The sequence below is a fragment of the Streptomyces asoensis genome (genome assembly GCF_013085465.1).
GTDB classification, from domain to species: domain Bacteria; phylum Actinomycetota; class Actinomycetes; order Streptomycetales; family Streptomycetaceae; genus Streptomyces; species Streptomyces cacaoi_A.
On record NZ_CP049838.1, the window covers coordinates 235865 to 253340 of the forward strand.

The 17476-nt window shown below is 67.1% G+C and carries 18 protein-coding genes and 2 pseudogenes; 8 read left to right on the top strand and 12 right to left on the bottom strand.

Going from position 1 to position 17476, the window contains the following annotated elements; genetic code table 11:
• Positions 1-250: 250 nt before the first annotated feature.
• The 6 genes from G9272_RS01140 to G9272_RS01165 all read right to left on the bottom strand — a co-directional run bounded on the left by G9272_RS01140 (position 251) and on the right by G9272_RS01165 (position 5234).
• Complete coding sequence (locus G9272_RS01140; protein WP_171394758.1) at positions 251-1348, bottom strand: NmrA family NAD(P)-binding protein; 1098 nt, start codon at positions 1346-1348, stop codon at positions 251-253.
• Between the two features lie 423 nt (positions 1349-1771).
• Positions 1772-2341 (bottom strand): TetR/AcrR family transcriptional regulator, encoded by a 570-nt coding sequence (locus tag G9272_RS01145; protein ID WP_171394759.1) that lies wholly within the window; start codon positions 2339-2341, stop codon positions 1772-1774.
• Between the two features lie 146 nt (positions 2342-2487).
• Positions 2488-2859, bottom strand: coding sequence for a DUF1330 domain-containing protein (locus G9272_RS01150; protein ID WP_171394760.1), 372 nt, complete (start codon positions 2857-2859; stop codon positions 2488-2490).
• Positions 2860-3093: 234 nt separating this feature from the next.
• Positions 3094-3972: an alpha/beta fold hydrolase gene (locus G9272_RS01155; protein ID WP_171394761.1), complete on the bottom strand. Its 879-nt coding sequence runs from the start codon at positions 3970-3972 to the stop codon at positions 3094-3096.
• A 28-nt stretch (positions 3973-4000) separates the two neighbouring features.
• Positions 4001-4702 (bottom strand): SDR family oxidoreductase, encoded by a 702-nt coding sequence (locus tag G9272_RS01160; RefSeq protein WP_171394762.1) that lies wholly within the window; start codon positions 4700-4702, stop codon positions 4001-4003.
• Between the two features lie 88 nt (positions 4703-4790).
• Positions 4791-5234 carry a hypothetical protein gene (locus G9272_RS01165; protein ID WP_171394763.1) on the bottom strand — a complete coding sequence of 148 codons (444 nt, stop codon included), beginning with the start codon at positions 5232-5234 and terminating at the stop codon, positions 4791-4793.
• A gap of 436 nt (positions 5235-5670) precedes the next feature.
• On the opposite strand from G9272_RS01165, the gene G9272_RS01170 reads away from it, so the two are divergent.
• The 4 genes from G9272_RS01170 (at position 5671) to G9272_RS01185 (ending at position 10350) form a co-directional block, all read left to right on the top strand.
• Positions 5671-7194 carry an MFS transporter gene (locus tag G9272_RS01170; RefSeq protein ID WP_437184357.1) on the top strand — a complete coding sequence of 508 codons (1524 nt, stop codon included), beginning with the start codon at positions 5671-5673 and terminating at the stop codon, positions 7192-7194.
• A gap of 305 nt (positions 7195-7499) precedes the next feature.
• Positions 7500-8069, top strand: coding sequence for a TetR/AcrR family transcriptional regulator (locus tag G9272_RS01175; RefSeq protein WP_171394764.1), 570 nt, complete (start codon positions 7500-7502; stop codon positions 8067-8069).
• Positions 8070-8379: 310 nt separating this feature from the next.
• Positions 8380-9504, top strand: a complete 1125-nt coding sequence (locus tag G9272_RS01180) for a 4Fe-4S binding protein (protein ID WP_171394765.1) — start codon at positions 8380-8382, stop codon at positions 9502-9504.
• 276 nt (positions 9505-9780) lie between these two features.
• Positions 9781-10350 (top strand): TetR/AcrR family transcriptional regulator, encoded by a 570-nt coding sequence (locus G9272_RS01185; protein WP_171394766.1) that lies wholly within the window; start codon positions 9781-9783, stop codon positions 10348-10350.
• Positions 10351-10375: 25 nt separating this feature from the next.
• Here G9272_RS01185 and G9272_RS01190 read toward each other — a convergent pair whose 3' ends face one another.
• Positions 10376-10900: a TetR/AcrR family transcriptional regulator gene (locus G9272_RS01190; protein WP_171394767.1), complete on the bottom strand. Its 525-nt coding sequence runs from the start codon at positions 10898-10900 to the stop codon at positions 10376-10378.
• A 207-nt stretch (positions 10901-11107) separates the two neighbouring features.
• On the opposite strand from G9272_RS01190, the pseudogene G9272_RS44945 reads away from it, so the two are divergent.
• Positions 11108-11215: pseudogene (locus G9272_RS44945) on the top strand (short-chain dehydrogenase/reductase); the annotation flags it as partial.
• Positions 11216-11275: 60 nt separating this feature from the next.
• Here the strand turns inward: G9272_RS44945 and G9272_RS44950 are convergent.
• A pseudogene (locus G9272_RS44950) lies at positions 11276-11515 on the bottom strand (short-chain dehydrogenase); the annotation flags it as partial.
• Between the two features lie 492 nt (positions 11516-12007).
• On the opposite strand from G9272_RS44950, the gene G9272_RS01200 reads away from it, so the two are divergent.
• Positions 12008-12867, top strand: a protein-coding gene (locus G9272_RS01200; RefSeq protein WP_171394768.1) for an IS5 family transposase whose coding sequence is annotated in 2 segments (ribosomal slippage) — positions 12008-12359 and positions 12359-12867 — 861 coding nt in all. Because the reading frame shifts where the segments join, the coding sequence is not laid out codon by codon here.
• A 14-nt stretch (positions 12868-12881) separates the two neighbouring features.
• On the opposite strand, the gene G9272_RS01205 is transcribed toward G9272_RS01200, so the two are convergent.
• Positions 12882-13490: an SMI1/KNR4 family protein gene (locus G9272_RS01205; RefSeq protein WP_367398533.1), complete on the bottom strand. Its 609-nt coding sequence runs from the start codon at positions 13488-13490 to the stop codon at positions 12882-12884.
• 150 nt (positions 13491-13640) lie between these two features.
• Here G9272_RS01205 and G9272_RS01210 point away from each other — a divergent pair.
• Positions 13641-14472, top strand: a protein-coding gene (locus G9272_RS01210; RefSeq protein WP_437184358.1) for an IS5 family transposase whose coding sequence is annotated in 2 segments (ribosomal slippage) — positions 13641-13949 and positions 13951-14472 — 831 coding nt in all. Because the reading frame shifts where the segments join, the coding sequence is not laid out codon by codon here.
• Positions 14473-14477: 5 nt separating this feature from the next.
• Here G9272_RS01210 and G9272_RS01215 read toward each other — a convergent pair.
• Genes G9272_RS01215 through G9272_RS01225 form a run of 3 tightly spaced genes read right to left on the bottom strand, consistent with a single transcriptional unit; the run spans position 14478 to position 16684 of the window.
• Positions 14478-14861: a hypothetical protein gene (locus tag G9272_RS01215; RefSeq protein WP_253267645.1), complete on the bottom strand. Its 384-nt coding sequence runs from the start codon at positions 14859-14861 to the stop codon at positions 14478-14480.
• Between the two features lie 41 nt (positions 14862-14902).
• On the bottom strand, positions 14903-15151 hold the full coding sequence (locus G9272_RS01220) for a hypothetical protein (RefSeq protein ID WP_171394771.1): 249 nt from the start codon (positions 15149-15151) through the stop codon (positions 14903-14905).
• Between the two features lie 42 nt (positions 15152-15193).
• Entirely contained in the window at positions 15194-16684 is a 1491-nt protein-coding gene (locus G9272_RS01225; protein ID WP_253267646.1) for an NF041680 family putative transposase, read from the bottom strand.
• Between the two features lie 473 nt (positions 16685-17157).
• Between G9272_RS01225 and G9272_RS01230 the strand changes: the two genes are divergently transcribed.
• The gene (locus tag G9272_RS01230) at positions 17158-17472 is read left to right on the top strand and encodes a trypco2 family protein (RefSeq protein ID WP_171394773.1); all 315 of its coding nucleotides are present in this window, start codon (positions 17158-17160) and stop codon (positions 17470-17472) included.
• Positions 17473-17476 lie beyond the last annotated feature (4 nt).

Below are 17476 nucleotides of genomic sequence, written 5' to 3' on the forward strand. Positions count from 1 at the left end.
CACCGCTGCCCAGCTCCGGCAGGCCGCTTCACGAATGCCATCCGCGACAGCGGGATCGGCGAGTACGGGGCTTTCCCGGACCTGACCCCAGCGCCGTCACCACGTACGCGCACGACCTGCGCTGACACGGCCGTCGCTGTCGGACGAACCGCCGCGGAGCCGTACGCTCCCCGGCAGCAACTCCCGGCGAAGATCACGAACATTCAACTCATTGCTCAGCATCTACCGAGCCGCCATACCGCTCACCCGTTTACAACTTGCCCGTCCTCATATCGGCACTGCTCTTGAGGATCGCAGAGTCGAGGCTCCAGTTCTCCGGTTGGACCCTCTCCCAGAGACTGCCTTTACCGATTTCCCTTCCCACCTGGTCCTCCCGGCGGAACCACTCCTCAGCACTCCTGATCCTGTTGGGGTGGATTTCGTCGAGCAGAGCGTAATCCCGGGTGATGATTCCGTGCTTCCACGTATTCCAGAAGCCCGTGAAGTTGTCCCGGAAGCTCATGGTGCTTTTGTCGTTGGGATCGGCGTTGTAACCGGCGGGCTGATCAGCAATGCCCTTCACGTCCGGCGCGTTCCAATAAGTGTCCAGATCAGTGTCGATGTACTGCGCCGGATGCCCGGTGACCTTCTCGAACGCCGCAGCCATGTCGGCATATGCCATGTGCTCGATGGCGACTTCAAGGTCCATGCCATTCGCGCGCTCCGGATGATCGAAGAGCCAGCGCACGTAAAAGCCGCAGTCTTCCAGTGCCACGTGAGGAACGGCTCCCTCGCCGAGAGGGACTCGCCACGTGACGACACCGTTTTCAACGCTGGGCGTCATGGGCGTGAGCGGTGAGATCACCATCTCAATGTAGGGACCTGACGTGAAGACCGCTACCCCCATCCGGTCCCTGTTCTTTTCATTTTGAAACAGCACCCATTCGGCCATGCGGCCTTTACCATCATAATGCCCGGTGCGGAACCTTGAGTCGTAGCCGGACTTCTTGAGGGTGTAGTCGAGGTTTCCGTAGACGAAGAACTTGATTCCTTCTTCAATCGCTATCTCGTAACTGCGGATCGCCCAGTAGGTCTCCGTTTTCTCACCGGTGTTGAATCCGTCGATGTTGAGGAATACGCCGTCACAGCCTCGAAACCCTTCCCGCAGCACATCCTCGTCGGCGAACGACCCTTCGAGGAGGGAGACGTTGCCGAGCGCGAGGAGCGCCTGGGCTCGGGGGGAGCTGGAATCGCGCGTGAGAACCCGGACGGAGTATTTCTTGTCGGCGACAAGAGAGCGGACGATGGGCATTCCTTGAGCCCCCGTACCGCCGATCACGAAGATATTGGAGGTGGTGTGAGAAGACATGGCGTTCGACTCCCGAGGTTGAGTACGCACGTGATCAGTACGCGAGGCGATCGAGAACCCCTCTGGGAAACCGATCGGTTTCCAACACGTTACACCGATCGGTTTCCGTGCGGCAAGGTCTCAGGCAGTGGCACCTCGACGACCTCACGATCCCGGGCACGGAAGGCGCCCATCACGGTCGGCCAGGACAGATGCAGGTGCCAGGCAGCCTGGATGACCGTAGACCCGGCAACCCTGCACCGGCGCCCGGCCGTCGTCCGCAACCCCGGCAGACACGCGTCGGCCGGCACCGGACTCTTCGCAACGGGTTGAACCTGTGCGGCCGGAGCCCTGCGCCTTCCTCCCGTTGAGCCGGGAGGGAGGTTTGTCGACGCTCCATCGCAACGCGCATCCGTCTGCCCGGGGAGCTCCAAAGGCGATGCGTCAGCGCATGCCTGCCGCATCGAGCAGGAAGGCCGCCATGGGCGCGACGAGCCCCGTCAGCTTGTCGGCGCCGATCCCCGCACGGGCGCTGGCGCCATCGAAGACCACCATCAGCTGCCGGGCCAGCCGTCCCGGATCGCTCACCCCGCCCTGTTCGGCCTCGGCACGGAAAAAGGCCATCAGGTTCCCCTTGACCCGGTGGGCCACCCGGCTGGCGGGGTGGCGCTGATCCCTCAGGCCGATCTGCACAGCCTGGTACGCACAGCCCCGGAATTCCGGCGCCCCCGCCTGCGACTCCAACTGCTCGAAGACATGCAGGATCCGCCCCCGGGCGGAAAGCCCGTCTCCTGCCTCAGGCAGGAGACGGGCGGCGTAGGAAGCGGCTCGCCGCTCCAGGCCCGCCGCCAGCAGGTCGTCCTTGCTCTCGAACAGCTGGTACACCGAGCGCTTGGACACCCCCGCCGCCTTGCACAACGCCTCGACGCTGATAGTGACGCCGTCGCGGTAGGCGAGCGTGGCCGCTGCCTCCAGCAGCCGCTCTCGGAACGTCGGCTTCGCCTGTTCAGTCATGATGTGAGGCTTACTCGGCTTTCCGTAATCTGGCGGTCCATGGCTTCGGCCGGGCGCTGGTTGAACAGACTGCGCGGGGCGATGACGCGCCAGCCGACGATTCGTCGGCTGGCTCATCCGGCTTCGGCTCCGTAGGGATGCGGGTTTTAGGGTTTGAGTACCGCCAGTACATCGTCGAGTGAGACGTTGGCGGGGTCGCTCATATCGACACCATCAAACGTCTGCCAGACATAGGACGCCGCCCCGCTCTCCCGCAGCGGATGCAAGTCGGCCAGGGCCGGATCGTCCCGGAAGCTGATGAACGCCTCTTCGGACTCCCATTCAACGAGAAACAGGACCTGCCGCGGCGCGATGTCACCGGCTACGCTGTCTCGGAAACGACCGAACGCCACCATTCGACCACCATACTGCGGAGCCGCTTCGGGCAAACGACTGAAATACGCGAGGTACTTCTCCAAGTCGACCACGTCAAACATGTTCAGGGCATAAAACTTCTTCTTCTGCGAATTCGCACTCATTGTTAATGCTCCCTCCGGTTTCATGAATTTGTGTTCGCTGCTCTAGGCGAGCGGGTCACTGGCAGCAGGACGCCGGCATTGTTGATGATGGCGCTGACGAAGGCCGCGATTTATGACATCTGAGAGACTGGCTGGCAGAATGAACATCCAGTGCCCGAGTGAAGACTGAGGTCGGGGGAATCTGAGTAGTGTGTCTTTTGTTCGGGTAATCTGCCCGATGGACGCTCGTGGACCTCACGCCACCGAGTTCAACAGGTCGGCCAGGACATCGGGCCTTTCCAGCGCGATGAAGTGCCCCGCTCCCGGCACCTGTGTGAAGTCGGCGGCCGGCAGCAGGTTCTTGTTCGCCTGCCGGTCCGAGGGACGGGACCAGTCCTTCTCCCCGTAGACGAGGTGGACGGGCGCCTTGACCTCGGGGTAGCGCGAGCGGGCGGCGATGAGACTGGGCAGGGCCTGGTACACGGCCCGGGCGACAGTCGGGTAGCCGGGGCGGCCGCCCACCTGGAGGAGCTCGTCGACGTAGTCCTCGCGCAGTGCGCTCTTGTCGCCGAGGCCGCCCTGCAGGATCTTGCTGAGGGCGGGCTTGGGCTCCACCCCGGCGATCACCGGACCTACCCCTGGGGCGAGGACACCGGTGACGACCACGCGGGCGAGGAGGCTCGACCGGGCGATTCCGCCGCGGAAGTCATAGGTGTTCACCGCGACGACGCGTCGTACCCGCTCCGGGAGATCGGCCGCTGTGGTCAGGGCGAGCACCGCTCCCATGGACTCCCCGACCAGTGTGACGTCGTGGAGGTCGAGTTCGGTCAGGAGCCTCTTGACGCCCGCGCGCATGGCCGGCTCGTCGTACGACGCCCCGGGCACGATCTCGGAGTAGCCCATCCCCGGCAGGTCGAGGGCATACACGGTGTAATGGTCCGCGATCAGCGGGATGAGGTGGCGGAAGTGCTCGGCCTGCGTGCGCACGGTGTGCAGCAGGACCAGGGGGGCGCCGGTGCCCGCCTTGAGGTAGCGCAGGGTCCCCTCGCGGCCGCCGGATCCCGCGCGCGGGGCGAGGGTGTGGCTGGTGGTTCCCGGAATGTGGATCGTGGGACGTGACTCGTGGCTGGGCATCTCGCCGACTCCTCGGGTGTAAAGGGGGTTACTTCGCCAGCTGGGCGTACAGGCCGGCCAGGTCGCCGGCCAGGCCGGCCTTGACCTGCCGCGAGATGTCGTCGGCGAGCACCTCGTACGCTCCCGTCTCGACCCCGTCGAGGGCGAGTGCGGCGACAGCACGGGGGTCGGACTTGGGCGCCTCGACACCGGCCGCGAGGTCCGTGTCGACGTAGCCGACGTGAAGTCCGGTGACGGCGATGCCGCGCGGCTGCAGCTCCAGGCGCAGGGAGTTGGTCTGCGACCACAGGGCGGCCTTGGACGCGCTGTAGGAGCCGCCGAGCGCGATCCAGGAGAGCACGGAGTGCACGTTCAGGAGGTGGCCGCCGCCGTTGCGCTCGATGAGGGGCACGAAGGCGCGGGTGAGAAGCAGCGGGCCGTAGAAGTTGGTCTCGAACTCCCGGCGTACGTCGTCGACCGGGGAGTCGAGGAACGACGCGCCGACCGAGGCACCGGCGTTGTTGATCAGCACGGTCACGTCTTGCGCCTGCGCGGCGGCGGCCGCCACGGAGGCCGGGTCGGTGACCTCCAGCGCCACCGGGACCGCGTCGGGGTGCGTCACCGTGCGCGCGTCGCGGGCCGTGGCGTAGACCTTGCCGGCACCGCGCGCGTACAGCTCTTCCACCAGGGCCTTGCCGATGCCTCGGCTGCCGCCGGTGACGAAGACGCTGGCGCCCTTGAGTGCGGTCATGACTGCCTCCACAGAACGAGAAACCGATCGGTTTCCATCACGGTAAACCGATCGGTTCCCAGACGCAAGCCCAACCGGCCCCCCGGACTTACCGGGGCGTTCCGTACCCGTGGATCCCCGGGATGACGAGCCCGCCACCTGCCTGACCGGCCTGGTCGATGTCGGCGTCGTCCAAGCCGAGTCGGAGCTTGAGGTCGAGTTTTCCGACCGTGTCGTAGAGCCACTCCGGGACGGTGTCGGGCGTGAGATGGAGGCGCAGGACTGGGGGCAGGGGGATGCCTTCGACGCCGGAGAGGGTGCCCGTCAGGTTCTCGACGTACCTGGTGATGCGGCCGCCTCGCTGTGTGGACGTCGAGCCGGGCGCTCCGTCGATGTGCTGGATCTGCCCGCCGACGGGTACGGCCATCTGCAGGTCGCGGATCGTGGCGGCCGCCGCGGAGAACTTGAGCACTCGCTTGGGGGCGGCGGCCGTGTCCACGGTCACCACGCCACCGACGGCGAGGTCGTGCAGTTCGAGGCGGCTTCCCTTCATGGTCCAGGACTCGGCGGCGAACCGACCGGCGCTCTTGCCCTCGGGGACCTTGGGATCGCTGATGTCGCAGATGCGGGAGGCTCCAGTGGTGGGCTTCCGCTGGGGCGACGTCTCGGTGGTCCGGCGGCCTGGAAGATCCAGACCAGGACCCCGAAGGTCGCGGTCGGTGACGCACCGACCAAGTACGCCTGGGGCGTCCTGTGGTCTTGGCGGTGCCGCGCAAGGTGTCCGACGCCGATATGAGCGCTCCGCCTGTAGGACAGCCGTGCCGCGACGCCGATCAGCCAGTCGCTTGGCGGGGCAGCGTCGTCGGCCTACGCGGACTTCAACCCTGTCGGGCCCGTCCCGGGCCAGAAGCGACCCGTTCACTTGCGCCTGGGAAACCGATCTGTTTTCCTAGGTGGAAACAGATCGGTTTCCGGCTGCTGGTCGGCCCATGACCAGCGACTTAAGGGGAAATGTGAGTACCACCTTCGACCGCGGGGCGCCCGCCTCCGGGAAAACAGACTCGGGCCGCCGCGGCTCCCATGCCATGCGCTGGTGGGTGCTCGTCGTGCTGGGCGTGGCGCAGCTCATGGTCACGCTCGATGCGACCGTCGTGAACATCGCGCTGCCCGAAGCGCAACATGACCTCGGTTTCAGTGACGGCAGCCGGCAGTGGGTCATCACGGGGTACGCCCTGGCGTTCGGCAGCCTGCTGCTGCTCGGTGGCCGACTCGGTGACCTGTTCGGCCGGCGTACGACCTTCGTGACCGGCCTGATCGGTTTCGCGGGCGCATCCGTCGTCGGCGGCGCGGCCAGCAGCTTCGAGATGCTCGTCGCGGCGCGTGTGGCCCAGGGCCTGTTCGCCGCGCTGCTCGCGCCCGCGGCGCTCTCGCTGCTCAGCGTGACCTTCACCGACCCGGCCGAGAGGCCGAAGGCGTTCGGTATCTTCAGCGCGTTGTCCGGTGCGGGTGCCGCGGTCGGACTCCTGCTCGGCGGCATGCTGACCGAATGGGCGTCGTGGCGTTGGGTGATGTACGTGAACGTCATTTTCGCGGGCGTCGCGTTGGCCGGTGCGTTGCTGTTGCTGGCCAAGCCCGTGGTCACCGAGCGACCCAAGATCGACATTCCCGGTACCGTCGTGGTGAGCGCCGCGCTGTTCGGCATCGTCTACGGGTTCGCGCATGTGGAATCCACCAGTTGGACCGACCCGGTCGCCCTCGGCTCCATGATCAGCGGCGTGGTGCTGCTCGCGGTGTTCGCCTGGCTGGAGCTCAGGGTCTCTCATCCGCTGCTGCCGCTGCGCGTCGTGCTGGACCGGACCCGGGGCGGTTCGTTCCTGGCCGTGTTCGTCCTGGGCATGGGGATGTTCTCGATCTTCCTGTTCCTGACCTACTACCTGGAGGCCAGCATCGGCTACTCGCCGATCGAGGCCGGTCTGTCCTTCCTGCCGATGGTCGGGGGCATCGTCGCCTCGTCGACCACGGTGCCTTCGCTGCTGCTGCCCAAGGTCGGCCCGAAGGCCGTGGTCAGCGCCGGCTTCCTGGTCTCCGCGTCCGGCATGGCCCTGCTGACCCGGCTCACGCTGGACAGCGGCTACGTCGCCAACATCATGCCGGGCATGATCCTGCTGGGTCTCGGTATCGGTGCGGTGATGACCACCGCGTTCCAGGGTGCGACCGCAGGCGTGCACCACGAGGACGCGGGCGTCGCCTCGGCCCTGATCAACACCAGCCAGCAGGTGGGCGGCTCGATCAGCACGGCGCTGCTGACCACCGTTGCATCGTCGGCCGCGACCGACTACCTCTCCTCACACAAGCCCGGCGCGCTGACCGTGGCCCAGGCCGGGGTCGAGAGCTACACGGCCACCCTGGCGTGGGGCGCCGGCATCTTCGTGGTCGGCGCGGTGCTCACGGCGTTCCTGATGCCGAATTCAGCTCTGGCGCCGTCGGAGGGCGAGCCTGTGATCGCCCACTGAGCCTGAAGCCACCGTGGTGAGAAATGTCCTGCGCTGATTGATGCCCTCCAGGCACACATCAGCGCAGGACAGGGGCATCTCCGAGACGGTCCCGTACGTTCCCTCCTCAGCAAACCCGTCATCGCCGGTCGAGGGCACGCACGATGGGGGCCGAGCTTCCGAGGCCGGCGAGACACACCGCCCATTCTGGAGACCGTGGCGGCGACGCCGAACCGACTCGGCCATGGGCGGCGCCGTAGCACACTCCGGCCAGCATCGTAAACCGATCGGTTTTCAATGGGCCGGAATCGAGTTAACCTCGCAATATGACCACCGAAGCAATGGCAAGCTCCCGAGAGCGACTGCTGGAGGCAGCGGCCACGCTCACCTACCGAGACGGCGTCAACATCGGCGTCGACACGCTGTGCAAGGCGGCGGGGGTGTCCAAGCGCTCCATGTACAAGCTGTTCGAGAGCAAAGACGAACTGCTGGCGGCGAGCCTGGAGGAACGCGCCTCCGCCTATATGGCGGCACTCCTTCCCGCGCCGGACGACAACCGTCCACCCCGCGAGCGGATCCTGCATGTCTTCGAACAGGCGGAGAGGCAGGCGGGTGCACCCGACTTCCAGGGCTGCCGGTACCTCGTCGTACAGATCGAGCTCAAGGACCCGAGCCACACCGCGAGCCGGGTGGCCGGTCGGGTCAAGGAGAACCTGACAGGCTTCTTCCGCGCCGAGGCCGAACAGGGCGGGGCGAGCGATCCGGACCTGCTGGCCCGTCAGCTGATTCTGGTCTTCGACGGCGCCAGCGCCCGAGCTGGAATCAAAGCCGACGCACAGGCCGGGCTCATCACCCCCACCGTGGCCGCCCTGCTCGATGCGGCGGACATGCGCTGACGCATCGCGTGACGAGCGGCCTCGGCGAGCCATGCGCTCGGTGAGCCGCAGCCGAGCACCGGCGACCGAGCAACTCCCATGGGTCCACGCCCGTTGCCGACCGAAGGCCAGCACCCCGCCCCGACTCGCGGGCCGACGCCCGACCGCCTGGCGATCGATCACCAACGTCCGCGAGGAACTTGATCGACAGCCCGAAGGACAGGCTCGCCGCTTGGGCTTGCACGCGAAAACCGATCGGTTTACGGTGGTGAAACTGATCGGTTTCTCACCCGTGGTGGCAAGCCACGTACCCACACCCCCAGGAGCACGGATGACTACCGCGCGCGACACCGAAGGGCAACCCGCTCATCCCCCGCTCCCGGCGAAGCTGGCGGCCCACCCGTCCGTACAGGCCGTACTCGCCCGACGCAGGGCCGGTGACGTGGGCCGCCCGCCCGCGGTGATCGACGCGGACTGGCTGCGCGAACTGTGCCTGGCGGCCGGCGCGGACGACGCCGCCGCGGTCAGCCTGGACCACCCCGACCTGGCCGGCGAGCGCGAACACGCCCAGTCCGCACTACCCGGCACCCGCACCCTGATCGCGATGGCGGTCCGGATGAACCGCGACAACTGCCGCTCCCCTGCCCGCAGCGTGGCCAACCAGGAGTTCCACCAGACCGACGAACAGGCCAACCACGCCGCCCGCAGCGTCACCCAGGCGCTCCAGGACGCCGGATACCGCGCGCTCAATCCCTCCGTCGGCTTCCCCCAGGAAATGGACCGCTTCCCCCGCGAGCGGATCTGGGTGGTGGCACACAAGACGGTCGCGGTGGCCGCCGGGCTCGGCGTGATGGGCCTGCACCGCAACGTCATCCACCCGAAGTTCGGCAGCTTCGTCCTACTCGTGACCGTCCTGGTGGACGCGGAGGTCAGCGCGTACGGGCAAGCGCTGGACTACAACCCCTGCATCGACTGCAAGTTGTGCGTCGCCGCCTGCCCGGTCGGCGCCATCGCCAAGGACGGCGCCTTCGACGCGCTGGCCTGCACCACGCACAACTACCGCGAGTTCATGAGCGGGTTCACCGACTGGGCGCAGACGGTGGCCGACAGCGAGGACGCCGCCGACTACCGCTCCCGCGTCACCGATTCCGAGAGCGCCTCCCTGTGGCAGAGCCTCAGCTCGCCGCCCGGCTACAAGTCCGGCTACTGCCTTGCCGTCTGCCCCGCCGGCGAGGACGTCCTCGGCCCCTACCTGGACGACCGCAAGAACTTCATGGACACCGTGCTGCGCCCGCTCCAGGACAAGAAGGAAACCCTGTACGTCCTGCCGGACTCCCACGCACAGGAATACGCCCGGCGCCGCTTCCCCCACAAGCCCGTCAAAGAAGTCACCGGCGGCTGGCAGCCCCCGGCGAAACGCGCCACAGCCGCCGACCGAGAGACCCGTACGCCATGAGCGACAGCCACCTCTTTTACGACCGAGAGGGACTGCACCGCATCCCGGCGGATACGAGGCCGGAGAAGACCGCCGTACCGGCATGACGGCAGGCCGCCCAAGGCGGGCCATTACTCGGAGTGGCCCCGGTGTGCGCCGTCCTGACGGGGACGACAGGCGCGCACACCGTCATGGCTCGGCGACGGCCCTTCCCTCAGGCCGTCGCCGAGCCTCTCTCCCGGAGGCCCCGGAAACCGATCGGTTTTCATTTCGTCCGTTTCGGGTTAACCTCGCGGTATGACCACCGAAGTGAAACTGAGCCCCAGGGAGCGGTTGCTGGAGGCGGCGGCCACGCTCACCTACCGAGACGGCGTCAGCATCGGCGTCGAGGCGCTGTGCAAGGCGGCAGGGGTGTCGAAGCGCTCCATGTACCAGCTGTTCGAGAGCAAGGACGAACTCCTGGCAGCAAGCCTGAAGGAGCGTTCCTCCGCCTACGTGGCGACCCTCCTGCCTGCGGCGGACGACGGCCGCTCCCCCCGCGAGCGGATCCTGCACGTCTTCGAGCAGGTGGAATCGCAGGCAGAGGCGCCCGAGTTCCGGGGCTGCCGGTATCTGGCCGTGCAGGTCGAGCTCAAGGACCCAAGCCACCCGGCGAGCCGCGTGGCCCATCAGGTCAAGGCGAATCTGACGGCCTTCTTCCGTGCCGAGGCCGAGCAGGGCGGGGCGGGCGATCCGGATCTGCTGGCCCGGCAGCTCAGCCTGGTCTTCGACGGCGCGAGTGCCCGCGCGGGGATTCAGGCCGACAACCTGACCGGGCTCGTCGCGCCCACCGTGACGACCCTGCTCGACGCGGCAGGCGTGCGCTGACGCGTCGCCCGTCCAGAAGACTCCCTCACCTCCCGGCGCTCGCGGGAAGCCCGATGGCCGTAAGAGTGTTGCCGAGCATGCCGCAGGCGAAGAAGCTTGCGGTCCTGTCGGCATCAGCGCCCAGCGACAGGTGCACGGTTTCCCAGATACTCATCCAGCCGGCCCGGACGACCTCGCCGATCAGGTCATCGCCCTGCGCCTCGGCGGCCGCAACGGCGGCATATCCCTGCATCTGCATCAGGAGGGTCTCGGGTCGCGTCGAGATCAGCCGCGCATAGGCGTCTGCCATCACCTGCCGGGCTCGCTCACCCCCCTCCACCCCGTCGGCCGCCCTCGCGAAAGCCAAGCGGGTGTCTTCCATGCTCCGCACCAAGGCGGCGACGAAGATCGCCCTCTTGTCCGGGAAAAGCCGGAAGAGATACGGCTGCGTGACGCCGACCCGCTCGGCGATCGCCGCGGTGGAGGTGCCGTGGTAGCCCTTGAGCGCGAACTCGGCGATCGCCGCGCGAATGACGCTCTCACGCCGCTCCTGCGCACTGATCCTGCCCATGACGGCATTCTCCCTGCTTGAACCTACATGCGGAAACCGATCAGTTTATTGTAGTGGAAACTGATCGGTTTCGAGTGAGTGCGGGAGTCCAGGATGACGGCAGATCAGCCGGCGGCGCGGCCGAGGAAACCTCCGTCGAGCGCCCGGTCCGACTTCGACACCAACGTCTTCGGGGTCATGCGCATGGTGAACGAGGCCCTGCCGCACATGCGTGCCCAGCGACGCGGGCGCATCATCAACATCTCGTCCGTGCTCGGGTTCCTGCCCCAGCCCTACATGGCCGCCTGTGCCGCCTTCAAGATGGCGATCGAGGGCTACACCGCGTCTCTCGACCACGAGATCCGCGACCACGGCATCCGGGCACTCATCATCGAAGTCGCCGGCCGGGCCCGCCTTGACCTGCCGCGAGATGTCGTCGGCGAGCACCTTGTACGCGCCCGTCTCGACCCCGTCGAGTGCGAGGGAGGCGACGTCACGCGGGTCGGACTTGGGCGCCTCTACGCCAGCCGCGAGGTCCTTGTCCACGTATCCCACGTGCAGTTCGGTGACGGCGATGCCGCGCGGCTGCAGCTCCAGGCGCAGGGAGTTGGTCTGTGACCACAGGGCGTCGGTGGATCACTCAGTTGCCCTCAGAGACACTCCAACCAGCGATAGCACCACAGCTGTTGCACTAGCTAGAGTTCGACCACGAGTGGCTGAGCTGCACAAACCCGAGGTGCACACCACTGCGACAGCCTCACTCCCCCAGAGAAGCTCGGGAAGTCGGTGCCGTCCATACCGGCATTAGATCGATTGTTCGATTTCCTTGCCAAGCGACTCCCCGGCGACAGCCCGGATCAGGCGGGCCGGTACGGGTTACGGAAATACGGGTGCCATGAGGCAACGTGCACACTTCCGAGCCTGCGCCTCGCCCCCACCGTTCAACCTGGCCACCCAACTGGCCGCCGCCCCTCTGAATACAGGGGATAGCGGATGCGGTGCAGGTGGGCAGGAAGTCGCAGCTCGCAGCTATCGAATACGCCCGGGACGCAGGCAAGAGTGCTACCCGTCCAGCGGGGTTGCGCGGCTAGGCCGTGTCTCTTTGATCGGTTGGTCAGTTGATCGGATGTGTCTGTCCGGTTAGTGATCACTGATGCTGTGTGGGCCCGGATTGAGCCGCTGATGCCGGCAGACCCGGCCCGTGGACGGCGGTGGGCCGACCACCGCCGAACCCTCGAAGCCATCGTGTGGAAGTACCGCACCGGCTCACCCTGGCGGGACTTGCCAGAAGAGCTCGGCTCGTTCCAGACCGCTCACAAACGGCTGCTCAGGTGGGCCGTGGACGGCACCTGGGAACGGATCTTCGTCGCGCTCCTGGCAGCGGCCGATGACGTTGACGACATCGGCTGGACCGTGTCGGTGGACTCCACCGTCTGCCGAGCCCACCAGCACGCTGCCGGTGCTTGGAAAAGGGGGCGTCAGGTCGGGCCGAACCCGAAGACCACGCGCTGGGACGCTCCCGGGGCGGCTTGAGCACGAAGGTCCACTTGGCCAGCGACAGCCATGCGCGGCCGCTGGCCGTCCGCGTCACCGCGGGGCAGGCAGGTGACGCACCGGCCTTTGAGGCCGTCATGGCCGGCATCCGCGTTCCGCGAAGTGGGCCCGGGAGACCAAGGACGCGGCCGGATGCCGTCCTAGCCGACCGCGCTTATTCATCCCGCGCGATCAGGAGCCACCTTCGCCGGCGCGGCATACGTGCCGTCATCCCTCAGCCCAGAGACCAGGCCGGCCACCGTCTCCGGCGCGGCCGCGCCGGCGGCCGCCCGCCCGCTTTCGACGCCGACGCGTACAAGCAGCGCAACACAGTCGAACGATGCATCAACCGCTTCAAGCAGTGGCGCGGCCTGGCCATGCGAACCGACAAGCTCGCGATCGCCTACCAAGCCGCACTCCACCTCGCGAGCATCCTCATCTGGGCGCGAAGGTGATCAATGAGCAGGACTCAGTTCCACCAGTGGATGTCTCCGCTGCTGTCGACCTTGGGGGCGGTCACCGCGCCGAACCAGGTCGACTGGCCGTGATGCTCCATGGCTTCCGCCACTTCGTGGAGCCATGAACCCAGACTGGGCCACCCCAGAAAACATCCCTGGTCATCGTGAACAGCATCGCCGAGGTGGTTGCGCCACATCCCTTCCCCGGCATCGATGAAGTGGTCGTCTCCGTCACCTCCGGAGATGGGGACCCACTTCGTTCCCCACCAGGGTGTTTGCGCCTGGTCCGGGTCGTCCGGTTCCCACATCTCCATCCGCATCTCGCGGACCTCGATGATCTCCGACACCGAATACAGCCTCCGGCAGGGGAGCACACCCAGCAGGGATGTATCTCCGTCGTGGCACCGCAGCGACTCGCGGAGATCCGCAGGAAGCGGGAACCCCAAGCGTGCCTCGGCTTCCTGAATGCACTGCCACGAGGCCGGGGGCCTGAGGTCTGCCAGAGCCTTCGACGCGTGTCGGGACAACCAGGCGTCGATGCGGCGCCAGGACGTCGCGACCGGGGGCACGACAGGATCTATGCCTCGGCGAGGAGGTCGCATCATCATGCGGAACATCATCCATCGGGGCTCACGCGGTCAACCACACCGAGCCACAGACCAACCTCCGTCTCACCGAGTGAAGCCAAAGAGACAGAACCTAGAGCGTGTCTCTTTGATCGGTTGGTCAGTTGATCGGATGTGTCCGTCCGGTTAGTGATCACTGATGCGATGTGGGACCGGATAGAGCCGCTGATTCCGACCGATCCGGTCCGCGGTCGGCGGTGGGCCGATCACCGCCGAACCCTGGAGGCCATCGCGTGGAAGTACCGCACCTGCTCGCCCTGGCGGGACCTGCCGGACGAGCTCGGCTCGTTCCAGACTGCTCACAAACGCCTGATCAGGTGGGCCGTGGACGGCACCTGGGAACGCATCCTTGCCGCGGTTCTGACAGCGGCCGAGGGCGCTGACGACATCGGCTGGACCGTGTCGGTGGACTCCACCGTATGCCGAGCTCACCAGCACGCCGCCGGAGCCAGGAAAAAAAGGGGCTCCAGGTCGGGCCGAACCCGACGACCACGCACTCGGACGCTCCCGAGGCGGCCTGAGCACGAAGGTCCACCTCGCCAGCGACAGCCGTGCACAGCCCTTAGCCCTCCGCATCACCGCAGGCCAGGCGGGCGAAGCCCCGGCCTTCGAGACCGTCATGGCCGCAATCCGTGTTCCGCGGAGCGGACCGGGAAGACCGAGGACCCGACCCCATGCCGTCTTGGCGGACCGCGCGTACTCATCCCGCGCGATCCGGAACCACCTCCGCCGACGCGGAATCCGCGCTGTCATCCCCCAGCCGTCCGACCAGGTCGGCCACCGTCTGCGGCGAGGCCGTGCGGGCGGCCAACCGCCCGCTTTCGACGCCGAGGCGTACAAGCAGCGCAACGCGGTCGAACGGTGCATCAACCGGCTCAAGCAGTGGCGCGCCCTGGCCATGCGAACGGACAAGCTCGCCATCACCTACCAGGCCGCACTCCACCTCGCCGCCATCCTCATCTGGGCCCGGCGATAGCCCGCTCAGCGATCGACCACCCAGCGCGCGTCCGTCGGCCAGGACCCCGTGGCAACGATCTGCTTCACGAGCCTGAACGCCTCACAGATGGGGACGGTGTCCTGATCCGGATACTCGTCGTCCTGTCCGTTGGAGAGGACGAACCCGCCGCTCGACCCCTGAGCCCCGGGGTCCACGGCATGCTCGCCGGGATCGCCCTCGTCTTCGAGCAGCATCACCATCGCGCGCTCGGTATTCGTCACGAAGGCCAGCGACCGTCCGGACGAACTGGTCAGCCACGTCTCAAGCTGACCGCTGTCGACCCTCGACCGAAGAGCCTCCGGCACCACCTCGGACGACACGGGGATAGGGCTGTCGTCATTGAGCACCCAAGACTCGATCACGAGCACGACGATCTCACGGACGGATCTAAGCTTGTCGTTTAACCCCATCAAGGGGTGACGTAGTCGCCCCAGCCGAAAGTGGCGACGTAAGCCCGTCGAACGGCTTCTCCGCCGCGTCCGCCCCTGATACGGATGACGGCCAGCGCGAGGATGAACCAGGCGGTGAAGCACCCCGCGACGATCAAAGTCCAGCCAGGGCCGGAGAAACTGGCAGTGACGACCAGGGCAATGATCGTGATGCCTACTCCTATGTGGCCGCCGCCGATATCCGTGCCGGACCTGCCGCCGCGTGTCATAAGAGTCCCCCGCCAAGAGCACGCCGTTCTGGTCAGAGCAGACTACGGGGCTCTGCCAACGGTGTCAGTGCCGCTTGTGCGACGGGGTTTGGTGCCCTTCCTGTGGTGGGCGGGTCGGGTGTGCGCCTCGCCGGTCACGAGGACTCTGCCCACGTCATGACGGGTGGCTGGTCGGCGGTTCTTCGACCCCGGTGGCCGGCCGGGCCCGGGACGAGACGGTTTCGGTGCACCGGCCGGAGAGCCGGTCTTCGTGCACAGGTTCCTGAACCCCCTGCGAACACGGGCGGGTGTAAGCCTGTTCGGCTCGGCCGGCTTTTCCCAGGGGCGCCGGAGGTCGGTGGCCAGTGGCCGGGCGAGCCGGAGCTGGGCATAGGCAGCGATCACCAGCCACGTCCACCGGTCGGCCGCCTCTGAGCTGCGGAGCCGGGGCTTGGTCCACCCAAGTGTCTGCTTGAACAGGCGAAACGTGTGCTCCAAGTCGAAACGACGGAGGAAGGACTGCCAGCAGCGGTTCACCTCTGCGGCGGTGGCGGAAGTGCCCGACCACCACAGCCAGACCGGCTTGTTCACCCCGCCGCTGGGCAGTTTCTCCACGACCAGGCGCATGATGGTTCCCTCGATGATGGGCAGCGGTCCGTGGTGATCGAGCCAGGCCGCCCGCCGGGTCAGCCGCGGGTGCAGCCGGTCCCACGCCTGCGCGGTCGCCTTTCCGTAGAGGCGGGTGTCGGTGACCGTCACGCTCTGCTCGGTGCCCCAGGTGGCGGGGTTGCCGAAGACGAACTCACCGCCGTGCTTAGGCGGTCGGCCGCCCTTGGGGTCATAGACCCGCGGCGGTGTCGGCCGCCGCATGACACGGTCGGAACGCAGGCGGCCGAGGATCTCGACGGGCAGGTCGCTCAGCAGGTGAGCGATGCGGGGTGCGTCGTATCCGGCGTCCAGCACGACCAGGACCTCGGGATCGCCCGGCTTCCACTGGCCAGCCGCGACGAGCCGCTCGACGACCTCCCGGAGCTGGACCGTGGTCACCGCGGCGACGTCGGCACCCGGCTCCAGGCGGACCGCGTCCAGCACCGCCGTCCACGACGTTCGGCCGGTCTCCAGCGCGGCCACGATCGAGTACGGCCAGCCCGGAATCATCTGGTGCTTGCCCTCACCCCGGCCGAACGTGTGGCAGAAGGCCCGGTCAGCACAGGTGTTGGCGTCCGGCCGCAGCCACGGCGAGACGTCTGCGGCCAGCACGATCCGACCATCCGCCGTCCTCGGCAACGGCATCGAGGCCAGCGCGCGGCGCAGCCGGGCCACATCGATCCGCCCCTGGTTGAGGCCCCCGTAGAGGGCGCCGTGTCCGCGGCGGTGTTCCGGCGCGAGTGCCAGGTCGACCAGCGTCCGCACCGGCCCGTCCGTGCACAACAACGCGTCGCACAACTCGAACAGCGCGTCGCCCCGCGCGGTCAGACACGCGTACAACTCCGTCCGGAAGCGTGACACTTCCGCGAACGCATCCTGAAGGACGCCCTGATGCTCCAGACTCACGACCACGGCCTTCCCGCTGATCCACTCTGTGACGGAGCACAGGATCAGACGAAGGCCGCTCTCACGTCCGCTGAACTGCGAAAACCCTGATCAAGTTCCATCCTCGCTCCACTCACGGCGGGCTCCGCGCACGCGGTGGCCGCGGAGCCCGTCGCCCTGCCCCTCGCCGGTGAGTCCCGCGACGACTACATCCGTGACGCCTTCCGCCACTGGAACTCCGGCGGCGACCCGCCCGACGGCTGCAACGCCCACGGCGAGGTCCTCATCACCGAGGTCGTCACCGCCCCCGCCTGTTCCATGGGGCCGCCAGCGTCTCCGCAGGGCGGCATTCTGAAACGATCAGTAAGTGGACCGCCGTATCGCACCCACAGCAAAGTCGGGATTCGGCTGAGGCCGACACCCACCAGAAGGCACACTACTGATCTAACGGACATATGGCGGAGGGTCGGACCGCCGAAACGTCAGGGGGGCGGTTGTCGGAGATCGGGCTCGCCGCAGCGATCGAGGAGCTGCGACAGGAGTTGTACCAGGCACAGGAGGCAGGTATACGGGAGCAGTTCGCCTTCGAGGTGGAGGAGGCGCAGCTGGAACTCATCCTGGAACTTCGTTCTGACGTACGGCCGGAGGGAAAGCTGTCGTTCGGACTCGCCACCGTGGGAGTGGGCGGGACCTCCGCCTCCGCACGCACCCACAAGCTGATACTGAAGCTGAAGGTCAAAGACCAGGCTCTCGGCGACCGGAACGCGACGGTCAACGCCGACGGCGAATCCGGCTCCGTCGGATGGTGACGGG